At 64.7% G+C, this 24,314-nt stretch carries 18 protein-coding genes; 8 read left to right on the top strand and 10 right to left on the bottom strand.

Going from position 1 to position 24,314, the window contains the following annotated elements; genetic code table 11:
* Positions 1-23: 23 nt before the first annotated feature.
* On the bottom strand, positions 24-2,102 hold the full coding sequence (locus tag E3T46_RS06630; RefSeq protein WP_134577917.1) for a DNA topoisomerase IV subunit B: 2,079 nt from the start codon (positions 2,100-2,102) through the stop codon (positions 24-26).
* Positions 2,103-2,295: 193 nt separating this feature from the next.
* On the opposite strand from E3T46_RS06630, the gene E3T46_RS06635 reads away from it, so the two are divergent.
* Positions 2,296-2,547 carry a hypothetical protein gene (locus E3T46_RS06635; RefSeq protein WP_166787589.1) on the top strand — a complete coding sequence of 84 codons (252 nt, stop codon included), beginning with the start codon at positions 2,296-2,298 and terminating at the stop codon, positions 2,545-2,547.
* A gap of 109 nt (positions 2,548-2,656) precedes the next feature.
* On the opposite strand, the gene E3T46_RS06640 is transcribed toward E3T46_RS06635, so the two are convergent.
* From E3T46_RS06640 to E3T46_RS06660, 5 genes are all read right to left on the bottom strand, one after another.
* On the bottom strand, positions 2,657-3,418 hold the full coding sequence (locus E3T46_RS06640) for a glutamine amidotransferase (protein ID WP_134577918.1): 762 nt from the start codon (positions 3,416-3,418) through the stop codon (positions 2,657-2,659).
* Entirely contained in the window at positions 3,419-4,699 is a 1,281-nt protein-coding gene (locus E3T46_RS06645) for a MurT ligase domain-containing protein (protein WP_134577919.1), read from the bottom strand. It abuts the gene before it with no gap.
* 44 nt (positions 4,700-4,743) lie between these two features.
* On the bottom strand, positions 4,744-6,006 hold the full coding sequence (locus tag E3T46_RS06650) for an RNA polymerase sigma factor (protein ID WP_198419124.1): 1,263 nt from the start codon (positions 6,004-6,006) through the stop codon (positions 4,744-4,746).
* Positions 6,007-6,221: 215 nt separating this feature from the next.
* Positions 6,222-7,550, bottom strand: coding sequence for an MFS transporter (locus E3T46_RS06655; protein WP_134577921.1), 1,329 nt, complete (start codon positions 7,548-7,550; stop codon positions 6,222-6,224).
* Positions 7,551-7,613: 63 nt separating this feature from the next.
* A complete protein-coding gene (locus tag E3T46_RS06660) occupies positions 7,614-8,537 on the bottom strand; it encodes a PAC2 family protein (RefSeq protein ID WP_134577922.1) in 924 nt (307 codons plus the stop codon).
* 123 nt (positions 8,538-8,660) lie between these two features.
* Here E3T46_RS06660 and E3T46_RS06665 point away from each other — a divergent pair, with 123 nt between their 5' ends.
* From E3T46_RS06665 to E3T46_RS06675, 3 genes are all read left to right on the top strand, one after another.
* Entirely contained in the window at positions 8,661-10,148 is a 1,488-nt protein-coding gene (locus E3T46_RS06665) for a leucyl aminopeptidase (protein ID WP_134577923.1), read from the top strand.
* 101 nt (positions 10,149-10,249) lie between these two features.
* Complete coding sequence (lpdA, locus tag E3T46_RS06670) at positions 10,250-11,623, top strand: dihydrolipoyl dehydrogenase (protein WP_134577924.1); 1,374 nt, start codon at positions 10,250-10,252, stop codon at positions 11,621-11,623.
* Positions 11,624-11,686: 63 nt separating this feature from the next.
* Complete coding sequence (locus E3T46_RS06675; protein ID WP_134577925.1) at positions 11,687-13,132, top strand: 2-oxo acid dehydrogenase subunit E2; 1,446 nt, start codon at positions 11,687-11,689, stop codon at positions 13,130-13,132.
* Between the two features lie 28 nt (positions 13,133-13,160).
* Here the strand turns inward: E3T46_RS06675 and E3T46_RS06680 are convergent, their stop codons facing one another.
* Positions 13,161-15,059, bottom strand: a complete 1,899-nt coding sequence (locus tag E3T46_RS06680; RefSeq protein WP_166790185.1) for a protein kinase — start codon at positions 15,057-15,059, stop codon at positions 13,161-13,163.
* A 166-nt stretch (positions 15,060-15,225) separates the two neighbouring features.
* On the opposite strand from E3T46_RS06680, the gene lipB reads away from it, so the two are divergent.
* Genes lipB through E3T46_RS06695 form a run of 3 tightly spaced genes read left to right on the top strand, consistent with a single transcriptional unit; the run spans position 15,226 to position 17,659 of the window.
* Positions 15,226-15,906, top strand: coding sequence for a lipoyl(octanoyl) transferase LipB (gene lipB, locus E3T46_RS06685; RefSeq protein WP_134577927.1), 681 nt, complete (start codon positions 15,226-15,228; stop codon positions 15,904-15,906).
* On the top strand, positions 15,903-16,892 hold the full coding sequence (gene lipA, locus E3T46_RS06690) for a lipoyl synthase (RefSeq protein ID WP_134577928.1): 990 nt from the start codon (positions 15,903-15,905) through the stop codon (positions 16,890-16,892). Before lipB ends, lipA begins: the two co-directional genes overlap by 4 nt.
* Positions 16,893-16,951: 59 nt before the next feature.
* Positions 16,952-17,659, top strand: a complete 708-nt coding sequence (locus tag E3T46_RS06695) for a DUF4191 domain-containing protein (RefSeq protein WP_134577929.1) — start codon at positions 16,952-16,954, stop codon at positions 17,657-17,659.
* Positions 17,660-17,762: 103 nt separating this feature from the next.
* Here E3T46_RS06695 and E3T46_RS06700 read toward each other — a convergent pair whose 3' ends face one another.
* Positions 17,763-18,191 (bottom strand): RDD family protein, encoded by a 429-nt coding sequence (locus E3T46_RS06700; protein ID WP_134577930.1) that lies wholly within the window; start codon positions 18,189-18,191, stop codon positions 17,763-17,765.
* A 144-nt stretch (positions 18,192-18,335) separates the two neighbouring features.
* Here E3T46_RS06700 and glnA point away from each other — a divergent pair, with 144 nt between their 5' ends.
* The gene (gene glnA / locus E3T46_RS06705; RefSeq protein ID WP_092448643.1) at positions 18,336-19,760 is read left to right on the top strand and encodes a type I glutamate--ammonia ligase; all 1,425 of its coding nucleotides are present in this window, start codon (positions 18,336-18,338) and stop codon (positions 19,758-19,760) included.
* A gap of 72 nt (positions 19,761-19,832) precedes the next feature.
* On the opposite strand, the gene E3T46_RS06710 is transcribed toward glnA, so the two are convergent.
* Positions 19,833-22,916, bottom strand: a complete 3,084-nt coding sequence (locus tag E3T46_RS06710) for a bifunctional [glutamine synthetase] adenylyltransferase/[glutamine synthetase]-adenylyl-L-tyrosine phosphorylase (RefSeq protein WP_134577931.1) — start codon at positions 22,914-22,916, stop codon at positions 19,833-19,835.
* A gap of 37 nt (positions 22,917-22,953) precedes the next feature.
* Positions 22,954-24,291, bottom strand: a complete 1,338-nt coding sequence (locus E3T46_RS06715; protein WP_092108031.1) for a glutamine synthetase family protein — start codon at positions 24,289-24,291, stop codon at positions 22,954-22,956.
* Between the last annotated feature and the right edge of the window lie 23 nt (positions 24,292-24,314).

The raw sequence follows: 24,314 nt of genomic DNA on the forward strand, positions 1-24,314 counted from the left end.
CTTTTTGCGCTCTCGCGGGAGGGTTAGACGTCGATGCGATCGCGGGAAAGCTTGTCGGAGCTGTCGATGATGAACTCCTTGCGCGGGGCCACATCGTTACCCATGAGCAGTTCGAACACCTTGCCGGCCGCCTCGGCATCGTCGACGCGCACCCGGCGCAGGGTGCGGTGGGCGCGTTCCATGGTCGTTGTCGCGAGCTGGTCGGCATCCATTTCGCCGAGGCCCTTGTAGCGCTGGATCGGGTCTTGGTAGCGGCGATTCTTCTTCTCGAGCGCCGTCAACACTGCGTGTAACTCGGTTTCGGAATAGGTATAGATGGTCTCGTTGGGCTTCGAGCCCGGGTTCATCACGATCACCCGGTGCAGCGGCGGCACAGCAGCGAACACGCGACCCTCGGTGATCATCGGGCGCATGTAGCGAAAGAACAGGGTGAGCAGCAGGGTGCGAATATGGGCGCCGTCGACATCGGCGTCGCTCATAATGATGACTTTGCCGTAGCGCGCCGCCGACAGGTCGAAGCTGCGCCCGGAGCCGGCACCGATCACCTGGATGATCGAGGCACACTCGGTGTTGGAGAGCATGTCCGAAACGGATGCCTTCTGCACGTTCAGAATCTTGCCGCGGATCGGCAGCAGCGCCTGATGCTCGCTGTCGCGCGCGAGCTTGGCGGTGCCGAGCGCCGAGTCGCCCTCGACGATGAACAGCTCACTCGTGGACACGTCGTTGCTGCGGCAATCGACGAGCTTGGCGGGCAGGGAGGAGCTCTCCAGGGCGTTCTTACGCCGCTGGGTTTCCTTGTGCGCCCTGGCGGAGATGCGCGACTTCATCTCGGCGACGATCTTGTCGAGCAACAGCGCTGACTGGGTTTTATCGTCACGTTTTGCCGAGGCATAGCGCTCCGCCATGGCCTTGGCGACAACGCTGGCAACGATCGCCCGCACGGCCGGCGTGCCGAGCACCTCTTTCGTCTGGCCCTCGAACTGCGGTTCGGGCAGGCGTACGGTGAGCACGGCGGTGAGGCCGGCCATCACGTCGTCCTTGTCGAGCTTGTCGCTGCCGACCTTGAGCCGGCGGGCATTCAGCTCCAGCTGACCGCGCAGAAATTTAAGCAGCCCGGCGTCGAAGCCGGCCTGGTGCGTGCCTCCCTTCGGCGTGGCGATGATGTTCACGAAACTCTGCACGATCGTGTCGTAGCCGGTCCCCCAGCGCAGGGCGATATCCACCTCGCAGTCGCGCACGAGTTCGGTGGGCACCATAGCGCCCTTGTCGGTGAGCACCGGTACGGTTTCGCTGAAGGTGCCGCTACCGGTCAGCCGCCAGGTGTCGGTGATCGGGGCATCCGTCGCAAGATGCTCGACGAATTCGCTGATCCCGCCATCGAACTGGAACAGGCTGACCACCTGCTCGTCGGTGCGCCGGTCGGCGACCTCGATCGCCAGGCCCGGAACCAGGAACGCCGTCTGCCGGGCCCGGTTCAGCACCTCGTCGGTCTGAAAGGCTGCACCTTTGGTGAAAATCTGCCGGTCGGCCCAATAGCGGATGCGGGTTCCCGTGACGCCGCGCTTGACCTTGCCGATCACCCGCAGCTCGCTCTGGTTCTCAAACGGAGTGAACGGGGCGTCCGGACTTTTCTCCCCCGTGTCGGCGAACAGGCCGGGCTCTCCGCGGTGGAAGGACATGGCCCAGGTCTTGCCGTCCCGGTCGACCTCAACATCGAGACGTTCGGACAGGGCGTTGACGACGGATGCTCCGACCCCGTGCAATCCGCCGGAAGCGGCATAGGATCCGCTGCCGAACTTGCCGCCGGCATGCAGTTTGGTGAAGACGACCTCGACGCCGGTCAGGCCGGTCTTGGGTTCGATATCGACCGGGATACCGCGGGCCGTGTCGCGCACCTCGACGCTCTGATCGGGGTGCAGCTCGATATTGATGCTCGCGCCGTGGCCACCGAGGGCCTCGTCAACCGAGTTGTCGATGATCTCCCACAGGCAGTGCATCAGACCGCGAGAGTCGGTCGAGCCGATGTACATGCCGGGGCGTTTGCGCACTGCCTCCAGTCCTTCGAGGACGGATAGGTGGCGCGCAGAATAGTCAGAACTCACAACAACCAAGAATACCGGGGCCAACCGGGGTGCCTTCGCGCAACGTCTGCCGCCCCTCGCGTCTCGCGCGGGTCACAACTGAGCAACACGGCTACGCGGTGAGCGAAATACCACCCAATCACCGCGTAAACCCAGCCAGGCCGTGTTTACATTAGTCAAAGGGTTCAAGCAACAAAGTCTGGAGGAGGAGAATATGTCCCAGATCGCCACCGAAAATGGTGCTGTAGACAACGGTGCTGAGAACAAGCAGGGCGCCCCCCACCAGCTCACCGCAGCCGACCGCTGCGATGCCTGTGGTGCCCAGGCCTACATTCGTGTCGTCGTGAAGAACAGTGAGTTGCTGTTCTGTGCTCACCACGGCCGCAAGCACCAGGAGAAGCTCGCTAGCATTGCCGAGAGCTGGCACGACGAGTCAAGTCGTCTGCTCGAAGACCAGCGTTCCTAGCTGGTCAATAATCTCGTTCGGCTCGAGCTGACGAAAGAACGGATGCCGCACGCGCGGCTGGCTCAGGCCAGTCTCGGGTGCGGTTTCCTCGTTAACGCCCGGCCGGCTACTATTCGGTCGGCTGCCCGAGCCGCAGCGCAACCTGGTTGCGCGCGGTGCGCGCCGTCTCATCGACGGACTCGGCCACAGCGCCGCGGGAATAGACGAGACTGCGGCGACGGAATGCCGCCTCGAGCAGGTGATCGGCCAGCCCGGGGTTTCTGGCCAGAACGGGTCCGTGCAGGTGGGTGCAGAACACCTCCCCCATGGTCAGTCCCTCGATCTGCGGTCCGCTCGCCGGAGCATCCGCATTGCCTGTGCCATGGAGCACCCGGCCCAGCGGGCTCGCCTCAGCGCCGACATAGTCGCGGGCGTGGTTCTCGAACCCGATCAGCCGCCCAAACTTTGACGACACGATGATGTCGTCGGTGGCGCGTTTCGTGCGGGGAACGGCGTGGCCCGCGACCAGTCCGAGTCCCTCGATTACGCTTCCGCCAGCGAGGTCTATCCCCCAGCTGATCAGCTCCCATCCGGTGCCGACGGCCAGAATGGGCACGCCGGAATTCGACCAGACTCTCAGGTCTTCCAGCACGGTGCGCAGGGCATCCCTCGCGGGCAGCAGCGCAGCATCCGTTCCCGATCCGATCGACACCGCGTCGACGTGTTCGGGCAGATCGGCCCGGGTATGCACGTCGACGACTCGCGCTTCGCGGCCGCTCCAACGGGCCCGCTGGGCGAACACGCGAGCGTTGCCGGCATCGCCGTTGGTGTCGAGGAGACGAGGCAGCAGCGAGACCACCGTGAAGGGGCGCTCAATCGACGTGGCGGTCATTTACGATTCCTCAACGTTGGAGACGAGGCCGAGGTGGGCACGGGTGCGCCGCATGCCGTCAGCCGAGAAGATGATCGTTTTCACCCCGGACACGGGATCCGGCAGTGCCAGGAAGGCATCCAGCGCGGTCGGGACGTCGGGTTCGATGCGATCGACCGCCACGCCGTCGTAGGCCAGCTGCAGGGCGATGTCGTGCGCCTTCAGCCCGGAGGCGATCAGCACGTGGCCAAGCCCCGAGGTATCGACCGGCCAGAAATAGGAGGGATCCCGCACATCGGAGCCGATGATCACGATGATCTGCTCCGTGCCGGCCTCGAGGCTGTCCACGTTGAGCTGAAAGCTCGACGGGTTTTGCACGAGCACGAATTCGATCGTTTTATCGCCGACGGTGACGACTTCGCCGCGACCGAAGACAGCCGGCATAGCCGAGAGTGCGGCACAGGCGGTAGCCGGGTTGAAAGTCTCCCCCAGCGTGGCCTCGGCGGCGCCGAGCGCGGTCAGAGCATCAACGGCGTAGTGGATGCCGCGGGCCGGCAGTGCAACGCTGTGGATGCCGCCATTGGAAGGGAATTCCACTTCGGCAGTTCGCCCCACCATTCCGGTCAGTTGGAGTCCCATTCCAGCGGGCAGACGCGATTCGGCGGTGTCGGCGTAGCCCAGGCCCCGGGGGTGCAGCGTGAGAACGTCGGCGGTGACGCCATAGCTGGACACCCGTATGCTCGGTTCGAGCCTGGAGCCGACGTCGGCGAGGTAGCGGTCGTCGGCATTGAGAACCACGGTTTCAGTGGCGCGGGCAGCGATCTTGCCGAGCAGGGCTGCGACCATCTCTGAGTCGTGGAACCGGTCGATCTGGTCGACCATGACATTGGTGAGGGCGACAACGCGCGGGCTCAGCGACCCGGCGATCAAGGCACCGTGCCCTTCGTCCATTTCCAGAACGGCAACGTCACCGGCGATGTGCCCGGTCAGAGTGACCCGTTCAAGCAGTGCGCTGGTCAAACCCTGGCTGATATTGGCCGTCGACTGGTTGGTGAACACGGTCAGGCCGTGCGCCCGCAGAATGGCCACGAGCATCTTGGTCGACGTCGACTTGCCGCTCGAACCGGTCACGATGACCAAACCGAGCGGAAAACCGTTGAGGGTGTCGGCCAAAAAACGAGGCGCGATGCGGTTGACGACGACGCCGGGGATGGCCGAGCCACCACCCGGTTTGCGCCAGCGGGCTAGAACCCGCACCGCTCGACCTATCAGAATTGCCGGAGCGTACTTCACCGACTTCACGAGAGCAGAGTCACGATCCGGGACCGCCGTGTCAACGCCACTCTTTACTCGAGGTAGTCGCGTAGGGACTGCGACCGGGACGGGTGGCGCAGCTTGGCCATCGTCTTGGACTCGATCTGACGGATGCGTTCACGCGTGACACCGAAGGTGTCACCGATCTGGTCCAGTGTCTTGGGCATGCCGTCGCCCAGGCCGAAGCGCATTCGAATGACGCCGGCTTCACGCTCGGAGAGCGAATCGAGCAGGCTCTCGAGCTGCTTCTGCAGCATCGTGAAGCCGACGGCATCCGCTGGTACAACGGCCTCGGTGTCTTCGATGAGGTCGCCGAACTCGCTGTCGCCATCTTCACCGAGCGGGGTGTGCAGGGAGATCGGCTCGCGACCGTATTTCTGTACCTCGACGACCTTTTCCGGCGTCATGTCGAGTTCGCGGCTGAGTTCTTCGGGCGTGGGTTCACGGCCGAGGTCTTGCAGCATCTGCCGCTGCACCCGGGCGAGCTTGTTGATGACCTCGACCATGTGCACCGGAATACGGATGGTGCGGGCCTGGTCGGCCATGGCGCGGGTGATCGCCTGACGAATCCACCAGGTGGCGTAGGTGCTGAACTTGAAGCCCTTGGTGTAGTCGAACTTCTCGACGGCGCGGATGAGCCCGAGGTTGCCCTCCTGGATCAGGTCGAGAAACTGCATGCCGCGACCGGTGTAGCGCTTAGCCAGCGAGACGACGAGGCGGAGGTTGGCACCGAGCAGGTGGCTCTTGGCGCGGGCACCGTCCTTGGCAACCCACTGCAACTCGCGGCCGAGCGCGTTTTTCTTCTCGACATCGGTCATGACCGAAAGCTTGTCCTCAGCGAACAGGCCGGCCTCGATGCGCATGGCCAGTTCGACCTCTTCGGCAGCGTTCAGGAGGGCGACCTTACCGATTTGCTTGAGGTAATCCTTGACCGGGTCGGCCGTCGCGCCGGTGATGGCACTCGAGTAGACCGGAACCTCATCGTCGTCGTCCACCAGCGACAGCACGAGGGCGCCGCTCGGCAATGGCTCGGTCGAGGCCGGGCGCTTGGTGCCTTCGTCGTCAGAGTCGTATTCCTCGCCGTCCGGCGCGGTGTCGACGTCGGCTTCTTCGTCTTTCTTGACGACCTTGGCCTTGGTGACGCGCTTCTTGGGAGCAGGCTTGTCGACGCCAGCTGCGGTGGCCGCGGACTTCTTCGTCGCGGCGGCCTTGGCTGCTGGAGCCTTGGTGACGGTCTTCTTGACCGTCGTCGTGGGCGCCTCGTCGGTCGCCTCGGTCTTTACGGTGGTTGCCATTGGAGCACCTCTCATGCGGAGTCTTACCTGCTTCTGTGCGACCGGTGACGGCGCCAGATGCGTTTTTGGGCAGAACTTGGACCCATGTCAAGCCCAGGGATGCCCAAACCAACACTGTAAGTACCACACGGTGTAGAGATGCCCCGGACCAGAACGGGTCCTAGAACAATTATTGCACGGTTTGTCTGGACGACAAGCCACGCCACGCACTACGATTATTCGTTACGTCGTTTCCAGGCGCGTGATAGTGCAACCCAGATGGGCGCCACCTCTATTCCCTCATCGCGGGAGAGCTGGCGACGGGTGCGGCGGCGGGCGTGCAGCAGAAATACGACTCCGATGCCGACCACGAGGTATTGCACCGAGAACGCCACCCGGAATGCATCGAGGGCGTACAGGTCGCTGGCCGCTCCCCCGGCGACCTTCCATCCGTTTTGCAGGTCGAGCAGCAGACCCACGAGATACATCGTGACGAAACTCGCGGTAAACCCGCCGACGTTGACCACACCGTTTGCCGAACCGAGACTGCGTTGCAGGTTGAAGGTGCGGGCAAAATCAAAGCCGATGAGCGAACCCGGCCCGCCGATGCCGAGTACCACGAGCAAAAGCACAATAGTCCAGAGTGGCGGAATACCCGGCCAGAGTAGAACGAGCGCCCAGGCGGCGGCTATGCCCGCGACTATTCCCAGCACGATATTGCTGCGGCGCAGGGGATGACGTGCCGTCAGCAGGCCGAGAATCGGCCCGAACACGAGCCCGGCCCCGACCAGCACTGTCAGCATGGCCGCAGCGAAGGCCGGTTCGTAGCCGAGGCCGAAAACCATGAACGGATAGCCCCAAAGCAGGCTGAACACGGTGCCGGCGGACTGCGTCACATAGTGCGACCAAAACCCGAGCTGGGTGCCTGGACGTTTGAAACTGTGCCGCAGCTGGGTCAGCGCGATGGCCAGGCTGTTCGTCCTGACCTGCTCGGTCAAGTCGCTGGGGCGGTCCCGCACAAAGATGACGACCACGATCAGGGCGATGACGGCGACGGAGGCGGCCGAGAGAAAAGCCGGCACCCATCCGCTCGTGTGCAGCAGCCAGGCCAGGGGGACCGCGGATAGAACCTGGCCGAGCTGGCCAATATTGCCCATCCATTGGGACAACAGCGGAACGATGCGTCCGCTGAACCACGAGCTGATCAGGCGAATCATGGAGATGAAGATGGTCGCATCGCCCGCGCCCACGAGAATACGCCCCACGACGGCAAGGGTGATGTCCGGTGCGAGCGCGAGGGTGATCTGCCCGATCACCATGAGTGCCGTGCCGGTGATCATGAGCACCCGCGGCCCAAAACGATCAATCAGAACGCCGACCGGGATCTGTGCCGCGGCATAGACCAGGAGTTGCACAACGGCGAGGCTCGAGAGCACGGCAGCCGAGCCGCCGAAACGCTCGGTGGCCGCCACTCCCGCAATCCCCATCGAGGTGCGCTGCAACACGGCGGACAGGTACGCGAACGATCCGATGACAAAGATCAGGGTGGATCGACGGGAGTTCACTTGTCCCAACTTACCGCGCTTGCGCCTGCCCCGGTTTCGGAACGCCCCCGCCGGTACTTGTCGTTAAGCCGACGGGCCGTCGTCGCGGCTGCGACGCAGCGCCAGGAAATTCTCCAGTTCGGCGGCGATTTCGTCGGCCGAGGGCAGTTCGCCGTCTTCATCGGTCAGCGGCGACCGTAATGTGCTGCCCTCCATGTAGGCGTCATAGCGTTGCTCCAGGGTGCCAACGAGCTTGGCCAGTTCGGGGTTATCCCGAACCTGGTCGTCGATGCGGGCGACGAATTCACGGTTGGCTTCGCGTAGACGATCGGTGGGGAAGATCAACCCGGTCGACGCGCTCGTGCTCTCCAACGCGCTCAGTGCTGCGGCGGGAAACTCGGCGTCGCCCAGGTAGTGCGGCACCAGCAGAACATAGCCGACCGCCCCGGCACCGCGCTCCTGCAGCCGAAATTCAAGCAGGTGCAGCACGTTGGCCGCGACCTGCGTGTGCGGCCGCCACACCGACCGATTCTCGATGAGGTCGGAGCGATTGCCGCTCACCGTGACGCCGATCGGACGGGTGTGCGGAACCGGCATCGGGATGGCGTGTACCCAGGTGGTCGAGGTAACGGTGAACCGGTCCACCAGCTGCATCACAGCGGCCGTGAATTGTTCCCAGCGAAAGTCGGGCTCGAACCCGGCCAGGAACAGGAATGGCTGCCCGATTTCGTCACGAGCCAGATACAGGCGCAGTGACGGCGGCTGATAGTCGGTCAGGTGGTCTTGATCGAAGTAGATGATCGGGCGTCGCGCTCGGTAATCCAGCAGAGCGTCGGTGTCGAACGACGCGACAACGGTGTGCTCGAGGGTGGTGAGGAGATAATCAGTGAATTGCGCGACCGCACCACCGGCATCCGCGAAGCCGGTCAGCCCCGCGACCAGGTGTAATCCCTCTGGAACGCCATCGGCGTCAGAGGTCAGTTCGTACAGCTCAGCAGGGTCTAACATTCCTTAACTCTAATCCGCACTGCCGTTTTTGGGGGGCTTCTGACGGAGCGCCGAGAGCGAACACCTCGCGCGCTGGCGCTGCCGGCAACCGGCGATCCTGCACCCCGTGGCTACCATCGAAGTATGACCGTTCCCACCCTGTCCCTGTCCACCAAGTCCGCCGTCGACTCTCCCGCCGCGATTCTCATCGTCGCTGCCCAACAAACGGATGACGGTGTGCGCCTCATCGAAACCGGAAGCGACACGCTGACGGCCGCGATCACGGCCCAGCTTCCGTTGCTCGGTGTGACCGGCGCCCGCGATGAGGTCGTGCGGCTGGTCACTGATGACGGTTCGCCGCGCGCGATCGCGATCGTCGGCCTCGGACGTACCGTCGATACCGATGCCTTACGGCACGCTGCCGGTTCCGCCGTTCGTCAGCTGACCGGCGTCGGTGCCGTCGCCTTCGCCATTTCGTTGACCGATGCCGATCAGGTCGAGGCCGTGCTCGAGGGCGCAGCTCTCGGCGGCTACTCCTACAACGCGTACCGACACAGCTCGCTCGCCGCGGCCAAGCTGCCGGCGTCGAGTGTGGTCGTGCACACCGGGGTCGCGGCACCCAACGCCATTGCGCGGGCCAGCGCGAGCGCCGAGGCGATCCGCCTGGTGAAGGACCTCGTGAACATGCCCCCCCTCGACCTCTACCCCGCCTCGCTCGCCGACGCAGCGGTTGAGGCCGCCACCGGTCTGCCGATCGATGTGACGGTCTGGGACGAGCAGCAGCTCGCGGCCGACGGCTTCGGCGGTATCGCCGGCGTCGGTGCTGGGTCCACTCGCCCGCCGCGCCTGGTCAAGCTCAGCTACACACCGGCCGGAGCCGACAAACACCTCGCCCTCGTGGGCAAGGGCATCACCTTTGATACCGGCGGACTCTCGCTCAAGCCGCCGGCATCTATGGTCGGCATGAAATACGACATGACCGGTGCGGCCACCGTGCTCGCCGTTGTGCTGGCCGCGGCGCGGCTGGAACTACCGGTGCGCATTACGGCTTGGATGTGCATCGCCGAGAACATGCCCTCCGGGTCGGCCATCCGACCCAACGATGTGCTGCGCATGCGCGGCGGACGCACCGTCGAGGTGCTCAACACCGATGCCGAGGGTCGCCTCGTACTCGCCGACGGACTGGTCGCCGCTGCCGAGGAACAGCCAGACGCGATCATCGACGTCGCCACCCTCACCGGAGCCGCCGTCGTCGCTCTCGGCACCCGGTATTTCGGAACAATGGGCGATGATGCCCTGGTGCAGCGGGTTCTCGCTGCCAGCGCTGCCGTCGGTGAGGCAGCCTGGCCGATGCCGTTCCCCGAGGAGCTGCGCGCCACCCTCAACTCCGATGTGGCTGACATCGCCAACGCCAAGATCGGCAGCACCGCCGGCGGCATGCTGCTGGCCGGCGTGTTTCTGCGGGAATTCATCGGAACGGATGTGAGCGGAACGACGATCCCCTGGGCTCATCTCGACATCGCCGGGCCTGCGCAGAACTCGGGAGCGGGGTGGGGGTTCACCGCTGCCGGACCGACCGGGGTATCAGTCCGGGCCCTGCTCCGACTGGCCGAGGACTTTTCACGCCCGTAGTACAGTCGTAGGGGCAAGAAAAAGCTTGTCAAACCACGTGGCCGATCAGCACAATTTCATCGGCCGTCGTGACAAAGCGTTAAGCGCGAGGGAGTAGCTGAGTGTCGGATCAGAATTTTGACATTGTCGTTCTCGGTGGCGGAAGCGGTGGATACGCAGCAGCGCTGCGCGCCGTGCAGCTGGGATTCACCGTTGGTCTGATCGAGAAGGGCAAACTCGGCGGCACCTGCTTGCACGTCGGCTGCATTCCGACCAAGGCTCTCCTGCACTCGGCTGAGGTCGCCGATGTCAGCCGCGAAGCGGCCAAATACGGTGTCAAGACCGCGTTTGAGGGCATTGACATGGCAGCGGTCACCGCGTTCCGCGAGGGCATCGTCGCGAGCAAGTACAAGGGCCTCCAAGGCTTGGTCAAGGCTCGCGGCATCACCGTGATCGAGGGTGAAGGCCACCTGGTCTCCCCCACGACCGTTCAGGTCGGTGAGGACACGATCGTCGGCAAGAACGTCATTCTCGCGACCGGCTCCTACGCCCGTTCGCTGCCCGGCCTCGAGATCGGCGGCCGCGTCATCACGAGCGAGACCGCGCTCGCCCTGGACTACGTGCCCAAAAAGGTCGCCGTGCTCGGCGGCGGCGTCATCGGTGCCGAGTTCGCGAGCGTCTGGAAGTCCTTCGGCGCCGACGTCACGATCATCGAAGCGCTCCCGCACCTCGTTCCGAACGAGGAAGAGTCCATCTCCAAGCAGCTGGAACGTGCATTCCGCAAGCGCGGCATCGAGTACTCCCTCGGCATCCGCTTTCAGAGTGTCACGCAGAGCGACTCCGGCGTCGTCGTCACCCTGGAAAACGGGGCAACGGTTGAGGCCGACCTTCTGCTCGTCGCTGTCGGCCGCGGCCCGGTCACGGCCGGACTCGGCTTCGACGAGGTCGGCGTCACCATGGATCGTGGCTTCGTTATCACCGATGAGCGTCTCGCCACGAACATTCCCGGCGTCTACGCCGTCGGCGACATCGTTCCCGGCCTGCAGCTGGCCCACCGCGGTTTCCAGCAGGGCATCTTCGTCGCCGAAGAAATCGCCGGACTGAATCCGATCATCGTCGAAGACATCAACATTCCCAAGGTCACCTACTGCGACCCCGAGGTTGCATCCGTCGGCTACAGCGAAGCGAAGGCTGCCGACAAGTTCGGTGCCGACCAGATTTCGACCTACGAGTACAACCTCGGCGGAAACGGCAAGAGCTCGATTCTCGGTACCGCCGGGTCGGTCAAGCTCGTTCGAGTCAAGGACGGCCCCATCGTGGGCATCCACATGATCGGTGCCCGCGTCGGCGAACTCATCGGCGAAGGCCAGCTCGTTGTGAACTGGGAAGCGTACCCGGAGGACATTGCTCCGTTCCTGCACGCCCACCCGACGCAGAATGAAGCGATGGGTGAGGCCTTCCTGGCTCTCGCCGGCAAACCGCTTCACGCGATGTAGTCGGAATCCCATTTTTATCCCATTTTTTTTAGACAATCAAACGGTTTTGAAGGAGACATGCGCATGAGCGAATCCGTCAGCCTCCCGGCACTCGGAGAGAGTGTTACAGAGGGCACGGTCACCCGCTGGCTCAAGAACGTGGGCGACCGCGTGGAGGTCGACGAGCCGCTGCTCGAGGTATCGACCGACAAGGTGGACACGGAAATTCCGTCCCCGGTCGCCGGCATTATTGAGGCCATCCTGGTGCAGGAAGACGAGACCGTCGAGGTCGGAACACCCCTCGTGACGATCGGCGACGGGTCCGGCGCTGCCGCTCCGGCAGCCGAGGCACCGGTCGAGGCAGCCGCAGCCCCCGTGGCAGAGCCGGTTGCAGCACCTGAGCCGGTTGCAGCTCCTGTTGCCGCCCCCGAGCCGGTCGCAGCGCCCGCACCGGTTGCAGCAGCCGCACCGGTTGCAGCGCCGGCACCAGTTGCCACAGCCGCACCGGTCGCAGCACCCGCACCGGTCGCACCGGTCGCATCGCCCGCACCGGTCGCCGCTCCCGCACCGGTTGCAGCACCCGCCCCCGTTGCCGCAGCACCCGCTGCGGTTGTGGGCGCCCCGGTCGCTCGCGGTTCGCACGCCGGGACCAGCGGGTACGTCACCCCGATCGTGCGCAAGCTCGCCAACGAGGCCGGTGTCGACCTGTCGACCATCAGCGGCACCGGGGTGGGCGGACGAATCCGCAAGGAAGACATCGTGCAGGCTTCGTCAGCGCGGCTGGCCGCGGCCGCCCCGGTCGTGGAGGTCTCACCGCTACGCGGAACTACCCAGCCGATGTCGCGCCTGCGCAAGGTCGTCGCCGAGCGTGCTGTCATCTCGATGCAGTCATCCGCTCAGCTCACGACCGTGGTCGAGGTGGATGTCACCCGGGTGGCCATGCTGCGCGACCGGGTCAAGGGTGCGTTCGCCGAGAAGACCGGCAACAAGCTCTCGTTCCTGCCGTTCTTCGCCCTGGCCGCGGCCGAGGCGCTTCGTGCCATCCCGATCGTGAACGCCACGATCGAGGGCGACACGATTGTCTACCCGGCCCAGGAAAACATCAGCATCGCGGTCGATACAGAACGTGGCTTGCTGACTCCGGTCGTGCGCAACGCCGGCGAACTCGATCTGGCCGGCTTTGCCGCCCAGATCGCGGACCTCGCTGCCCGCACCCGGGACAACAAGCTCAAGCCCGACGAGCTCAGCGGGGGAACGTTCACGCTGACCAACACCGGTTCGCGCGGGGCCCTGTTCGACACTCCCGTTGTGTTCCTGCCGCAGAGCGCCATCCTGGGCACCGGCATCGTGTACAAGAAGCCGCTCGTCGTCACGACCGACGGCCTCGACGCGATCGCGATTCGTTCGAGCGTGTACCTCGCGCTGTCCTACGATCACCGCATCATCGATGGAGCGGATGCTGCCCGCTTCCTCACCACGATGAAGGCACGTCTGGAAGCTGGAGCGTTCGAGGGCAACCTCGGCATCTAAGCTTCAGGATCTGCCGACGCTGAGCACTTCAGTAGTCGAAAATCTCACGAAGACGCCAGCCGCCCTCGCCCTTGACCACAAGGACCGAGGCCGGCTGGCTTTTTTCTTTCCCGGCGCCCGGGGCGAGCGCGACAACGGCCAGGTTGCCGGTTCGCTCCGCGAGGGTCGGCAGGTAGCCCACGTAGTCCGGCAGTTGCGGCCCTGACCCGCCCTGTTGCCGCTGACGCGCGTCGTAGCTGTCCAGAGCCAGCACGGCCGACCCGGTCTGGTCGACGCCCACCAGACAGACGAGGGACGCCGCAGCGAGGCAGGCGGCCCGGCCGGCGAGCAGCGCCACCACGGCCGCAATCGGATCATCCCCCGAAATCGCAGCCGCATCCGGCGTTTGAAGGTCGGAGGCGGCACCACTCGCCTGGCTCTGGTCTGAGGAACGGTCGTCCTCATCCGGGGTAGCGGACGTTGTGGGCGGTCCGGCCGCCACCGCGTCGGCGGCCGGACCGGGGCGCCCGGAATGACCGGAGAGCGGAAACAACGTCAGTGCCAGCACCAGCACGCTGACACCGACCAATCCCGCCACCAGGATAGGCCTTCGACGACCGTGCAGTCGTTTACGCAGACCATGCCCGAGTGCCTCGACCGGACGTGCGTCAACCAGGCTGTTGAGTAGCCGACTGGGCAGCCCGCTGAGGAGTTGCCGCAACCCGGCGACCCGCGCCACCAGGTTGCCGAGAGCCCGGGAGGGCAGTCTCAGGCCCGCATTGAGAGCAGAAGGATTCGGAGCAGAAGGATACGGGTCGGGGTCGTGCCGAACGGGGTCGTCGTGTTCCGGGGCGTACAGGCCCGGCGCAGTCCGTTCGGTGGCGTGGCCGCGTTCGCTGAACGTGCCTCGGATCTGCAGGTTTCCGATTAGCCGAGCGGGCTCCGCAACCTCCTGGCCACCGATCGACGGGTCAGCCGACCCGGCGCTGCCCGGATCCGGTTCGGTGACGAGTCGAAAGCCCCGCAGCGGTTCCGCGTCGGCCCAGTCGAACAGGGCGCGTTCCAGATCCACCAGGACCGATTCCGTCGGTTCCAATGCGAGGAACGCTCCAGGTTCTGCGCCGTACCGGCCAACATCGTACGGCCCAACACTGGTTTGACCAGCACCGTACCGACCCGCACCGTCGCTCGGATCCACCGCCTCGTGGAACCGCCGGATCAATTCTGCCCCGCCGTGGCTGCGCGCGTCAGTCTCGGCGAGCCCAGCACAGACGCACCGCCCGATGGTCGCCAGCCGGGTGTAATCGGCGCGGAGGAGCGGCATCCGCTCTCGTAAGGTGTCGCTGAACTGGCGGATCGCACCGAATCCGGTCAGCACAGAGCGGCCGCTCGCGTCGAGCAATACGGTGGCCTGGCTGAGGCTGCCGTGTGCGAACTCGGCAGAATGCAGCGCGTTGAGGGCCACCACGACGGGGGCGAGGAGGGTCACCGCTTCGCCCGGCGACAGCACGGGATGTTCGATCAAATAGCGGGCCAACGACCCGCCGGCGAGCCGTTCCAGGATCAGGCAGATTCGACCATCACCGAGCTGCGCGACATCGAGCAGCCGGACCAGCCCCGGCGCTGCTGCCGAGGTGAGGACGGCGATGTCGCTCTCGATGCTCGCCGACTCCGTGTCGGCACGGAATACCTTGAGGGCGACCATGGCGCCGCTCCCGGAATGTCCGAGATAGATTGCAGCGCGGTCCCCCGTGCCAAGCAGCCGAATCAGTCGGTAGCCGGCAACGACGCATTCGCTCTGCAGCGCTGCCGACCCCGGCGCGCGATTTCCGTCGACCTCCAGCTGTGGCCGAGGGACGAAGCGAATCGGGTCACCAACTCGGATCGGGTCTCTGAATCGGAACGGGTCATCGACCGGAGCCGGGGGCGCTGCGCTGCGTCGTTTCACGAGACCATGTTCCCGCGGGAATCCAGTGCGCAGACCTGGCCTGCACGCACCGGTGCACAACCGGCGAACCACGAAAGCGGGGAGGAGCGCAGAAACCTGACGGCAGCCAGACGGACAAACGTCTGCAGCACGCCCCAACTCCCCCGCAGCCCCCTAGACTGGGCCAATGCTCGACTTTGTCGTCGCGGGGCTAAGCGCCAACTCCGTGCCGTATGTTGAGGGCCTAGAGCTCCAACGCGCAGTCCACCGTTCCGTCGTCTCCCGTGAGCGACCGGACACCGTCCTCCTCCTGGAGCATCCCGCCGTGTACACAGCGGGTAAACGCACCCTGCCGGAGGAACGCCCCGTCGACGACACCCCGGTGATCGACGTCGACCGCGGCGGTAAAATCACCTGGCACGGACCTGGGCAGCTGGTCGGCTACCCCATCCTGCACCTGATGGAACCGGTCGACGTCGTCGGCTATGTTCGCGCGCTCGAGGGAATGCTGATCGACGTGCTGATCTCCTTCGGCATCGACGCCGTCCGGGTAGCCGGACGTTCGGGAGTCTGGGTCGGACCGGCCGGCCACGAAGACAAGATCGCCGCCATCGGCATCCGTGTCGCCCAGGGCGTCACCATGCACGGCTTCGCGCTCAACTGCAGCAACTCCCTCGAGCCCTACGAACACATCATCGCCTGCGGAATTCGCGATGCCGGAGTCACCACAATGTCCCGCGTACTCGGACGCACCGTAGACCCGAGCGAACTGATCGATCCCATCACCACCGCCTTCCGCAACACGGCCGCCCTCAATCCGGCCGGCCCGTCTGTTGTCACCTCAAACACCGTCAGGACACTCGCATGAGCGCAGCACCCGAAGGCCGCAAACTTCTGCGCCTGGAAATTCGCAACGCCGAAACCCCGATCGAGCGAAAGCCGGCCTGGATCAAGACCGTCGCCAAGATGGGGCCTGAATACCAGAAGCTGCAGGCGCTTGTGAAGAGCGAGAACCTGCACACGGTCTGTCAGGAGGCCGGCTGCCCGAACATCTTTGAGTGCTGGGAAGACCGCGAAGCAACCTTTTTGATCGGCGGCTCTCAGTGCACTCGCCGGTGCGATTTCTGCCAGATCGACACCGGCAAGCCCGCCGACTACGACACCGACGAGCCACGCCGTGTCGGTGAATCGGTCGTGTCGATGAACCTGCGTTACGCCACCGTGACCGGTGTGGCCAGGGACGACCTGCCCGACGAGGGGGCCTGGCTCTACGCCGAGACCATTCGCCAGATCCACCAGCAGAGTCCCGGTACCGGCGTCGAGATTCTGGTGCCGGACTTCTCCGGCAACCCGGAGCATCTCGCGCAGGTGTTCTCAGCGCAACCGGAAGTTTTCGCGCACAACGTCGAAACCGTGCCGCGCATCTTCAAGCGTATCCGCCCCGCCTTTCGCTACGACCGGTCGCTCGACGTGCTCACCCAGGGCCGCAACGCCGGTCTGATCACCAAGTCCAACCTCATCCTGGGAATGGGTGAAGAACGCGCGGAGATCACCCAGGCCCTGCACGACCTGTACGAAGCCGGCACCGACATCATCACCATCACGCAGTACCTGCGGCCGAGTGCCCGCCACCTGCCGGTCGCCCGCTGGGTGCGCCCGGAAGAATTCGTCGAACTCAATGAGGAGGCCAAAGAAATCGGCTTTCTCGGCGTGCTCTCCGGTCCACTGGTGCGGTCGTCCTATCGGGCTGGCCGGCTGTGGGCCCAGTCCATGGTCGCGACCGGCCGGGAGATTCCGGCGGAGCTGCGCCAGCTGGCGGATGCCCAACTTGGGTTCGCCCAGGCCGTCTCTTAATGCGAGGACGGGGCGAATTCGGTCACTCGGCATTCGAGTGACTGGGTAGTCTTATACCCATGGCACGCAGCAAGGAAAAGACCCCCAAAAAACCGAAGAAACCCGGCCGCTTGAAGCAAATGTGGCAGGTTTTCCAGATGACGAGACGATACGACTCGAATATCGTCTGGATTCTGGTTCTGGCCTTCCTCATCCCCGTTCTGATCAGCCTGGCCCTGGCCCTGCTGATCCCCGGCAGCAACGTCTTCACGATGGTGCTGTGGATCGTCGCCGGCGTGCTCGCTGGAATCCTGGCGATGCTCATCATTCTGGGGCGGCGGGCCGAGAAAGCCGCCTATTCGCAGATCGAGGGCCAGCCCGGTGCCGTCGGTGCCGTGCTGCGCAGCTCGCTCAAGCGGGGGTGGGTCGGCAGTGAAATGCCGGTCGCCGTCAACGGCAAGACTCAGGATGCTGTCTATCGCGCTGTCGGTCGCGGTGGAGTAGTGCTGATCAGCGAGGGCCCGAAAACGCGCACTGCACGCATGCTCGACGAAGAAAAGCGCAAGATCGTGCGCATCGGCGGCAACGTCGGCGTGACCGTGATCTCGGTCGGACCCGACGAGGACGCTGTGCCGCTGCACAAGCTGGCCCGCCGTCTGACCCGGATCAAGCCCACCCTGACCAAGGCCGAAGTTCTTGCGGTCAACAACCGCCTGAATTCCATGGGCACCAAGCTTCCCATTCCCAAGGGCGTCGACCCGATGAAGGCGCGCCCGCAGCGCGGTTGACTCCAGACAGATTCACCCGATTCCAAAGAACCAAAAGAAGGGCCCACGCTTCGCGTGCGGCCCTTCTTTTGGTTGTTCGGACTGTGCGGCACAGACCGGACCGCTACTGACGGATGAGGGCCGTTCCGGCGATCTTGTCGTGAAAGCCGCGCTGATCGGAATCCCAGACCAGGGCCGGAAGCGCGATCCCGAGCAGCAGCGAGCGCACCACCGGCCGCCACAGCCCGATCCAGCCACCGTGAATGGAGATGAGCCGCAGGCCAACGAGCCGGTGGCCGATACTGGCCCCGATGGTCGGAATGAACACGATCTGCAGGATGACGAAGATGATCAGGTTCGCGGCCGGATCGTAGTTGAAGAAGATCGCCGACACCGCAATTGCGATGGCCCAGTCGATGGCGAATCCCAGAATTCGCCGTCCCGGCCGACCGATCGAACTCGGCCCGTGCTTGGGTAGTCCGAGGCGCTCCCCTGGCCATTTACTCGGTGGCACTGGACCAAAAGTGTTCGGGCGGGAGCTGGAGTCTGGCACCCGATGAGTCTACCGAGCAGAGTCCCCTGTAACATGTGTGAAACATAAGCGTCACGAACAAGTAACGCAGCGCTACTAATCTCAGTGAAGCCGATGTGTCCGATTCGGCTGTTTCCACGTCCACGTCGTCTGGAGTTTATCCGCATGTTCCGCGATTCGTCAGAAGTGCTCAAATTCATCAAAGACACGGACGTCAAGTTTCTTGACATCCGTTTCACCGATCTTCCCGGTGTGCAGCAGCACTTCAACATCCCGGCATCCACCGTTGATGAAGAATTCTTTACCGTTGGCCAGATGTTCGATGGCTCGTCGATCCGCGGTTTCGCGTCGATCCACGAATCTGACATGCAGCTCATCCCCGACGTGTCGACGGCGTACATCGACGCCTTCCGCACCGAGCGCACGCTCATCATGCTGTTTGATATCTACAACCCGCGCAACGGCGAGATCTACTCCAAAGACCCGCGCCAGGTAGCCAAGAAGGCCGAGAAGTACCTCGCCTCCACCGGCATCGGCGACACCGCATTCTTCGGCTCCGAAGCCGAGTTCTACATTTTCGACGACGTGCGTTACGAAGTTAACCAGCACACCAGCTTCTACTCCGTTGACTCCAGCGAAGGCGCCTGGAACTCGGGCAAGAAAGAAGAAGGCGGAAACCTCGCCAACAAGACGCCGTTCAAGGGCGGCTACTTTCCGGTCAGCCCGGTCGACCAGCACGTCGACATGCGCGACGACATCTGCCTCAAGCTGATCGAAGCCGGCCTCATCCTCGAACGCAGCCACCACGAGGTCGGCACCGGCGGCCAGGGCGAGATCAACTACAAGTTCGACACCATGGTGCACGCGGCCGATGACCTTCTCAAGTTCAAGTACATCGTCAAGAACACCGCGCACGACTGGGGCAAGACGGCGACCTTCATGCCCAAGCCGCTGTTCGGCGACAATGGCTCCGGCATGCACACCCACCAGTCTCTCTGGGCCGACGGCAAGCCGCTGTTCTACGATGAGGCCGGCTATGGCGGACTCTCCGATGTGGCCCGCTGGTACATCGGAGGACTGCTCAAGCACGCCCCGGCGGTGCTCGCGTTCACGAACCCGACGGTGAACTCCTACCACCGCCTCGTTCCCGGCTTCGAAGCACCGGTCAACCTGGTCTACTCGGCCGGCAACCGGTCGGCGTCCATTCGTATCCCGATCACCGGCACCAACCCGAAGGCCAAGCGCCTCGAGTTCCGTGCACCCGATGCCTCCGGTAACCCGTACCTCGCGTTCGCTGCGCAGCTCATGGCCGGCCTCGACGGGATCAAGAACCGCACCGAACCGCACGAGCCCGTCGACAAGGACCTCTACGAGCTGCCGCCCGAAGAAGCCAAGAACATCCCCCAGGTTCCGGCTTCGCTCGAAGAAGCCCTGCAGGCCCTCGAAGCGGACCACGACTTTCTGCTGGCCGGAAACGTCTTCACCCCTGAGTTGATCGAGACCTGGATCGAGTACAAGCGCGAAAACGAGATCAAGCCGCTCGCTCAGCGCCCGCACCCGTTCGAGTTCGAGCTGTACTACGGCGTCTAAACCCAACGTATGAGAAAAGGACCGCATCCTCGGATGCGGTCCTTTTCTCGTAGCTGACGTCCCCGCGCAGGCTCAGCCGGCCGTCGGGCCCGGGCGCTCCACCGGGCCATAGAACAAACGTTCAAACACGGCGCGGGCGCGCCGCGTGACGGCGAGGTAGTCGTCTTCCAGCTGATTGGCCGACCCCGGTGGGTATTCCATCACGCGGGCGATGCCTTCGAGGGCTGCGCGATCCGTCGGGAGCACGTTCGAGGTGTGATTGGTCCACAGGGTGATGGCCGAGCGCGCGCGGGACGCGAAGACCCAGGCGCTGCGCAAGACCGCGGCATCCGCTGCCGGAATCAAACCCGCAGTCACAGCCTCGGTCAGCGCGTGCAGCGTCGACGTCGTGCGGAGCGCCGGAATGGCCGCGGCGTGCTGCAGTTGCAGCAATTGCACGAGCCACTCGACGTCGCTGAGCGACCCGCGTCCCAGCTTGAGGTGCCGGTTCGGGTCGGCTCCCTGCGGCAGACGCTCGTTCTCGACCCGCGCTTTGATGCGGCGGACCTCACGCACGGCCTGCTCGCTGATATTGCTCGGATACCGCACCTCGTCGGCCACGGCCTCGAAGTCCCGCAGCAGAGCGGCATCCCCGGCGACTCCGCGGCCGCGCAGCAGCGCCTGGGCTTCCCAGGTGAGCGACCAGCGCCGGTAGTAGGCCTGGTACGACTCAAGCGACCGCACCACCGGCCCATTGCTGCCCTCCGGGCGCAGGCCGACGTCCAGATCCAACGGCAGGCGGGCGTCGTCGCTCAGCCGGTTGAGTTCACGAACGATAAACCTGGCACGCTCGTTGGCGGCTTCACCCTCGAGGGTGCCGGCACGAAAGACGTACATGACATCGGCGTCGGAGCCGAAACCGAGTTCAGCACCACCGAAGCGGCCCATTCCGACGACCGCAAATTCAATGCCATCGGAAGAAGCGGATGCTGCGCTCTCAGCCGAATCGCTGAGTTCGCCCCCGCGAATGGCCGCGATCACTCCTTGGATATAGGTCGCATTGACATCGGTGAGGCCCTGACCCAGTTGGTCGAGGTTGATCTGGCCGAGGAGCGAGGCGAAGGCCAGGCGGAGCATCTCGCGCCGGCGCGCCGCCCGAAGGATGGTGCTGGCGGCATCCGCACTTTCGTGTCGGCCGAGTACCGCGCGTGTTTCGTCCCGCAGGGCCTTGAGTGGACGAGGCTGCAGGTCGTCCTCGTCTTCCAACCAGGCCACCGCTTCGGGGATCTTCTCGAGCAGTTCCCCGATGTAGCGGCTGCCGGACAGCACGCGGGTGAGTCGCTCCGCAGCGCCGGACGAGTCGCGCAGCATGCGCAGGAACCAGTAGGTCGAGCCAAGGTTGTCGCTGAGCCGCCGAAACGCGAGAAAGCCATAGTCGGGGTCAGCCCCCTGGGACAGCCACTGCAGCAGGACGGGCAGCAGATGACGCTGAATTGCCGCGCGTCGCGAGACCCCACCCGAGAGCGCCGCGATGTGGGCGAGGGCGCCCTTGGTGTTAAGGAAACCAATCGCGGCCAGCCGAGCCTCGGCCTGCGCACTGGTCAGATTCAGACCCTCGGCCGGCAGTGAGGCCACCGCTGAGAGCAGCGGACGGTAAAACAACCGCTCGTGCAGGCCGCGCACGCGTTGCTTGGTCTCTGACCAGCGGATGGTCAGCCCGGCAGCGCTCGTCGCCAGACCGGTCGACCGGGCCAGCACCCGCAGGTTCGCCTCGTCCCGGGGGACCAGGTGGGTGCGGCGCAGCTTCTGCAGCTGCAGCCGGTGCTCCATCAGGCGCAGCATACGATAGTCCTGAGCGAATTCGGTCGCTTCGGCCCGCCCGACGTAGCCGGCCGTGGCCAGTGCGGTCAGGGCGGGGAGAGTGCCGGACTGGCGCACCTCCGGATCAGTCTGGCCGTGTACGAGCTGCAGCAGCTGCACCGTGAACTCGATATCGCGCAGGCCTCCCGGCCCGAGCTTGAGCTGCACATCGACCTCATCGTCGGGGATATTGTCGGTGACGCGTTCCCGCATCCGCTGCACGGACTCGACGAAATTCTCGCGGCTGGCGCTGTTCCAGACCTTGGGTGTGACGGCGTCGATGTAGCGTCCCCCGAGCTCGCGGTCCCCCGCGAGCGTGCGCGCCTTGAGCAGGGCCTGGAACTCCCAACTCTTGGCCCAGCGATCGTAGTAGGCGAGGTGGGATTCGATCGAACGCACGAGCGCACCGCTCTTGCCCTCCGGGCGCAGGTTGGGATCGACCTCCCAGAGTTCCGGTTCGACAGCGGACTCGTTGAGTGCACGCATGATGAGTACGGCCAGCCGGGTCGCGATTTCGACTGCGCGGGAGCTTTCCAGCCCGACCGTGTCATCACCATCGGCGACGAAGATGACGTCGACATCACTGACGTAGTTGAGTTCACTCGCGCCGGCCTTGCCCATACCGATAATCGCCAGCCGGGTCGCGCGCACCTGTTCGGTGGGGAACACGCCGCGGCCGGCCGACTCGCCGCTGCACATGGTGCGCGCGACAGCGAGGGCGGCCTCGAGAGCCGCCGTCGCGAGGTCGGACAGGGTGCGGGCCACGCCGTCGAGCCCGGCCACGGGGTCATCCTGTTCGAGGTCGAAGGCCGCGAGTTGTGCCAGCCGGCGGCGGTATCGCACCCGAAGGGCGATCCAGGCCTCCTCGTCCACCAGGCGGGAGAATCCGTCGCTCGCGCCCACCGAGTCCAACAGGTCGCGCACCAGGTCATCGACGCTGGGCAGCACGGCCAGCGGTACCTTGAGGACGGACAATTCGTTCGGGTGTCGCAGGAAGAATTCGGCGAGGCCGCTCGACGCCCCGAGCACCCGGAGCAGACGCCCGGCCGCGGCGGGCGACTGCAGCAGGTGGAACAGTTCAGCGGATCCCTGCCGGAGCAGCGGGACCAGCGCGACCAGCGCCGCATCCGGACTGGCCGTTTTCGTCAGGAGCGGAAGCAGCTGGTGCGTGTCGGTCAACCGGTCGGTCGCCTCGGACGCGCTGTGCGGGCTGCTCGCACCGAGGTGCGCGACCTCGTCGAGCCGACCGCGCACCTCGGTGAGGTCCACGAAGCCGACCCGAACAAGCTCGGTCAGTGTTAAATACAAACGCTCCATCGCGGGTGATTCCTTCGATCATCGACAGGGTTGCGAGTTAGAGCATCTCCAGATTTTTCTGCAGCTCGAACGGAGTGACCTGCGACCGGTAGTCGCGCCATTCCTGGCGCTTGTTCAGCAGGACGTAGTTGAAGACCTGTTCCCCGAGCGTCTCCGCGACGAGTTCGGACTCCTCCATGAACTGAATGGCATGGTCCAGGCTCGCCGGCAGCTGAGTGTAGCCGAGGGCACGGCGCTCCGTGTCGCTCAGGCTCCAGACGTTGTCCTCGGCTTCGGGCGGCAGCTCGTAGCCCTCCTCGATGCCCTTGAGGCCGGCAGCCAGCATGAGCGAGTAGGCGAGGTAGGGGTTGGCCGCTGAGTCGATCGCGCGGTACTCAACGCGAGCGCTCTGGCCCTTGTTCGGCTTGTACAGCGGTACTCGCACGAGAGCCGAACGGTTGTTGTGGCCCCAGCAGACGAAGCTCGGGGCCTCGTCGCCGCCCCACAGCCGCTTGTAGGAGTTGACGAACTGGTTGGTCACCGCGGTGATCTCCGGCGCGTGCTTCAGCAGACCGGCGATGAATTGGCGGCCGATCTTGGACAGCTGGTACTTGGCACCAGCCTCGTAGAACGCGTTCGCGTCGCCCTCAAACAACGACATGTGGGTGTGCATGCCGGATCCGGGGTGCTCAGACATAGGCTTGGGCATGAACGTCGCGTAAACGCCCTGCTCAATGGCGACTTCCTTGACCACGGTGCGGAAGGTCATGATGTTATCGGCGGTGGTCAGCGCATCGGCGTACCGCAGGTCGATCTCATTCTGGCCGGGTCCCGCTTCGTGGTGGCTGAACTCCACCGAGATACCCAGGTCTTCGAGCATGCGCACGGACCGGCGACGGAAGTCGTGCGCGGTACCGCCGGGAACGTTGTCGAAGTAGCCCGCCGAGTCGACCGGGATCGGCCCGTTCTTGCCGTACTTCGAGGACTTGAGCAGGTAGAACTCCACCTCGGGGTGGGTGTAAAACGTGAAGCCGCGGTCGGCTGCCTTGGCCAGGGTGCGCTTGAGCACGTTGCGCGGGTCGGCCACGGCGGGCTGCCCGTCGGGCGTGGTGATGTCGCAGAACATGCGGGCGGTCGGGTCGACCTCGCCGCGCCACGGCAGAATCTGGAACGTGGTGGGATCCGGGTGAGCCAGGACATCCGCTTCGAAAGAACGGGTGAGACCTTCGATGGCCGAGCCATCGAAACCGAGGCCTTCGTTGAAGGCACCTTCAACCTCGGCGGGCGCGATGGCGACCGATTTCAGGGTGCCGACGACATCGGTGAACCAGAGTCGAACGAACTTGATTCCTCGCTCCTCGATGGTCCGAAGAACGAAGTCGCGCTGCTTGTCCATTCACGCTCTTTCTGATTGCTCCA

This window comes from Cryobacterium sp. Hh11 (genome assembly GCF_004404045.1).
In the GTDB taxonomy this organism is placed as follows: domain Bacteria; phylum Actinomycetota; class Actinomycetes; order Actinomycetales; family Microbacteriaceae; genus Cryobacterium; species Cryobacterium levicorallinum.

Excerpts from the sequence above, each read along its gene's own strand:
- E3T46_RS06635 (WP_166787589.1), top strand. The coding sequence starts at position 2,296 with ATGTCCCAGATCGCCACCGAAAATGGTGCTGTAGACAACGGTGCTGAG.
- E3T46_RS06640 (WP_134577918.1), bottom strand. The coding sequence starts at position 3,418 with ATGACCGCCACGTCGATTGAGCGCCCCTTCACGGTGGTCTCGCTGCTG.
- E3T46_RS06650 (WP_198419124.1), bottom strand. The coding sequence starts at position 6,006 with ATGGCAACCACCGTAAAGACCGAGGCGACCGACGAGGCGCCCACGACG.
- E3T46_RS06660 (WP_134577922.1), bottom strand. The coding sequence starts at position 8,537 with ATGTTAGACCCTGCTGAGCTGTACGAACTGACCTCTGACGCCGATGGC.
- E3T46_RS06665 (WP_134577923.1), top strand. The coding sequence starts at position 8,661 with ATGACCGTTCCCACCCTGTCCCTGTCCACCAAGTCCGCCGTCGACTCT.
- E3T46_RS06675 (WP_134577925.1), top strand. The coding sequence starts at position 11,687 with ATGAGCGAATCCGTCAGCCTCCCGGCACTCGGAGAGAGTGTTACAGAG.
- lipB (WP_134577927.1), top strand. The coding sequence starts at position 15,226 with ATGCTCGACTTTGTCGTCGCGGGGCTAAGCGCCAACTCCGTGCCGTAT.
- lipA (WP_134577928.1), top strand. The coding sequence starts at position 15,903 with ATGAGCGCAGCACCCGAAGGCCGCAAACTTCTGCGCCTGGAAATTCGC.
- E3T46_RS06695 (WP_134577929.1), top strand. The coding sequence starts at position 16,952 with ATGGCACGCAGCAAGGAAAAGACCCCCAAAAAACCGAAGAAACCCGGC.
- glnA (WP_092448643.1), top strand. The coding sequence starts at position 18,336 with ATGTTCCGCGATTCGTCAGAAGTGCTCAAATTCATCAAAGACACGGAC.
- E3T46_RS06710 (WP_134577931.1), bottom strand. The coding sequence starts at position 22,916 with ATGGAGCGTTTGTATTTAACACTGACCGAGCTTGTTCGGGTCGGCTTC.
- E3T46_RS06715 (WP_092108031.1), bottom strand. The coding sequence starts at position 24,291 with ATGGACAAGCAGCGCGACTTCGTTCTTCGGACCATCGAGGAGCGAGGA.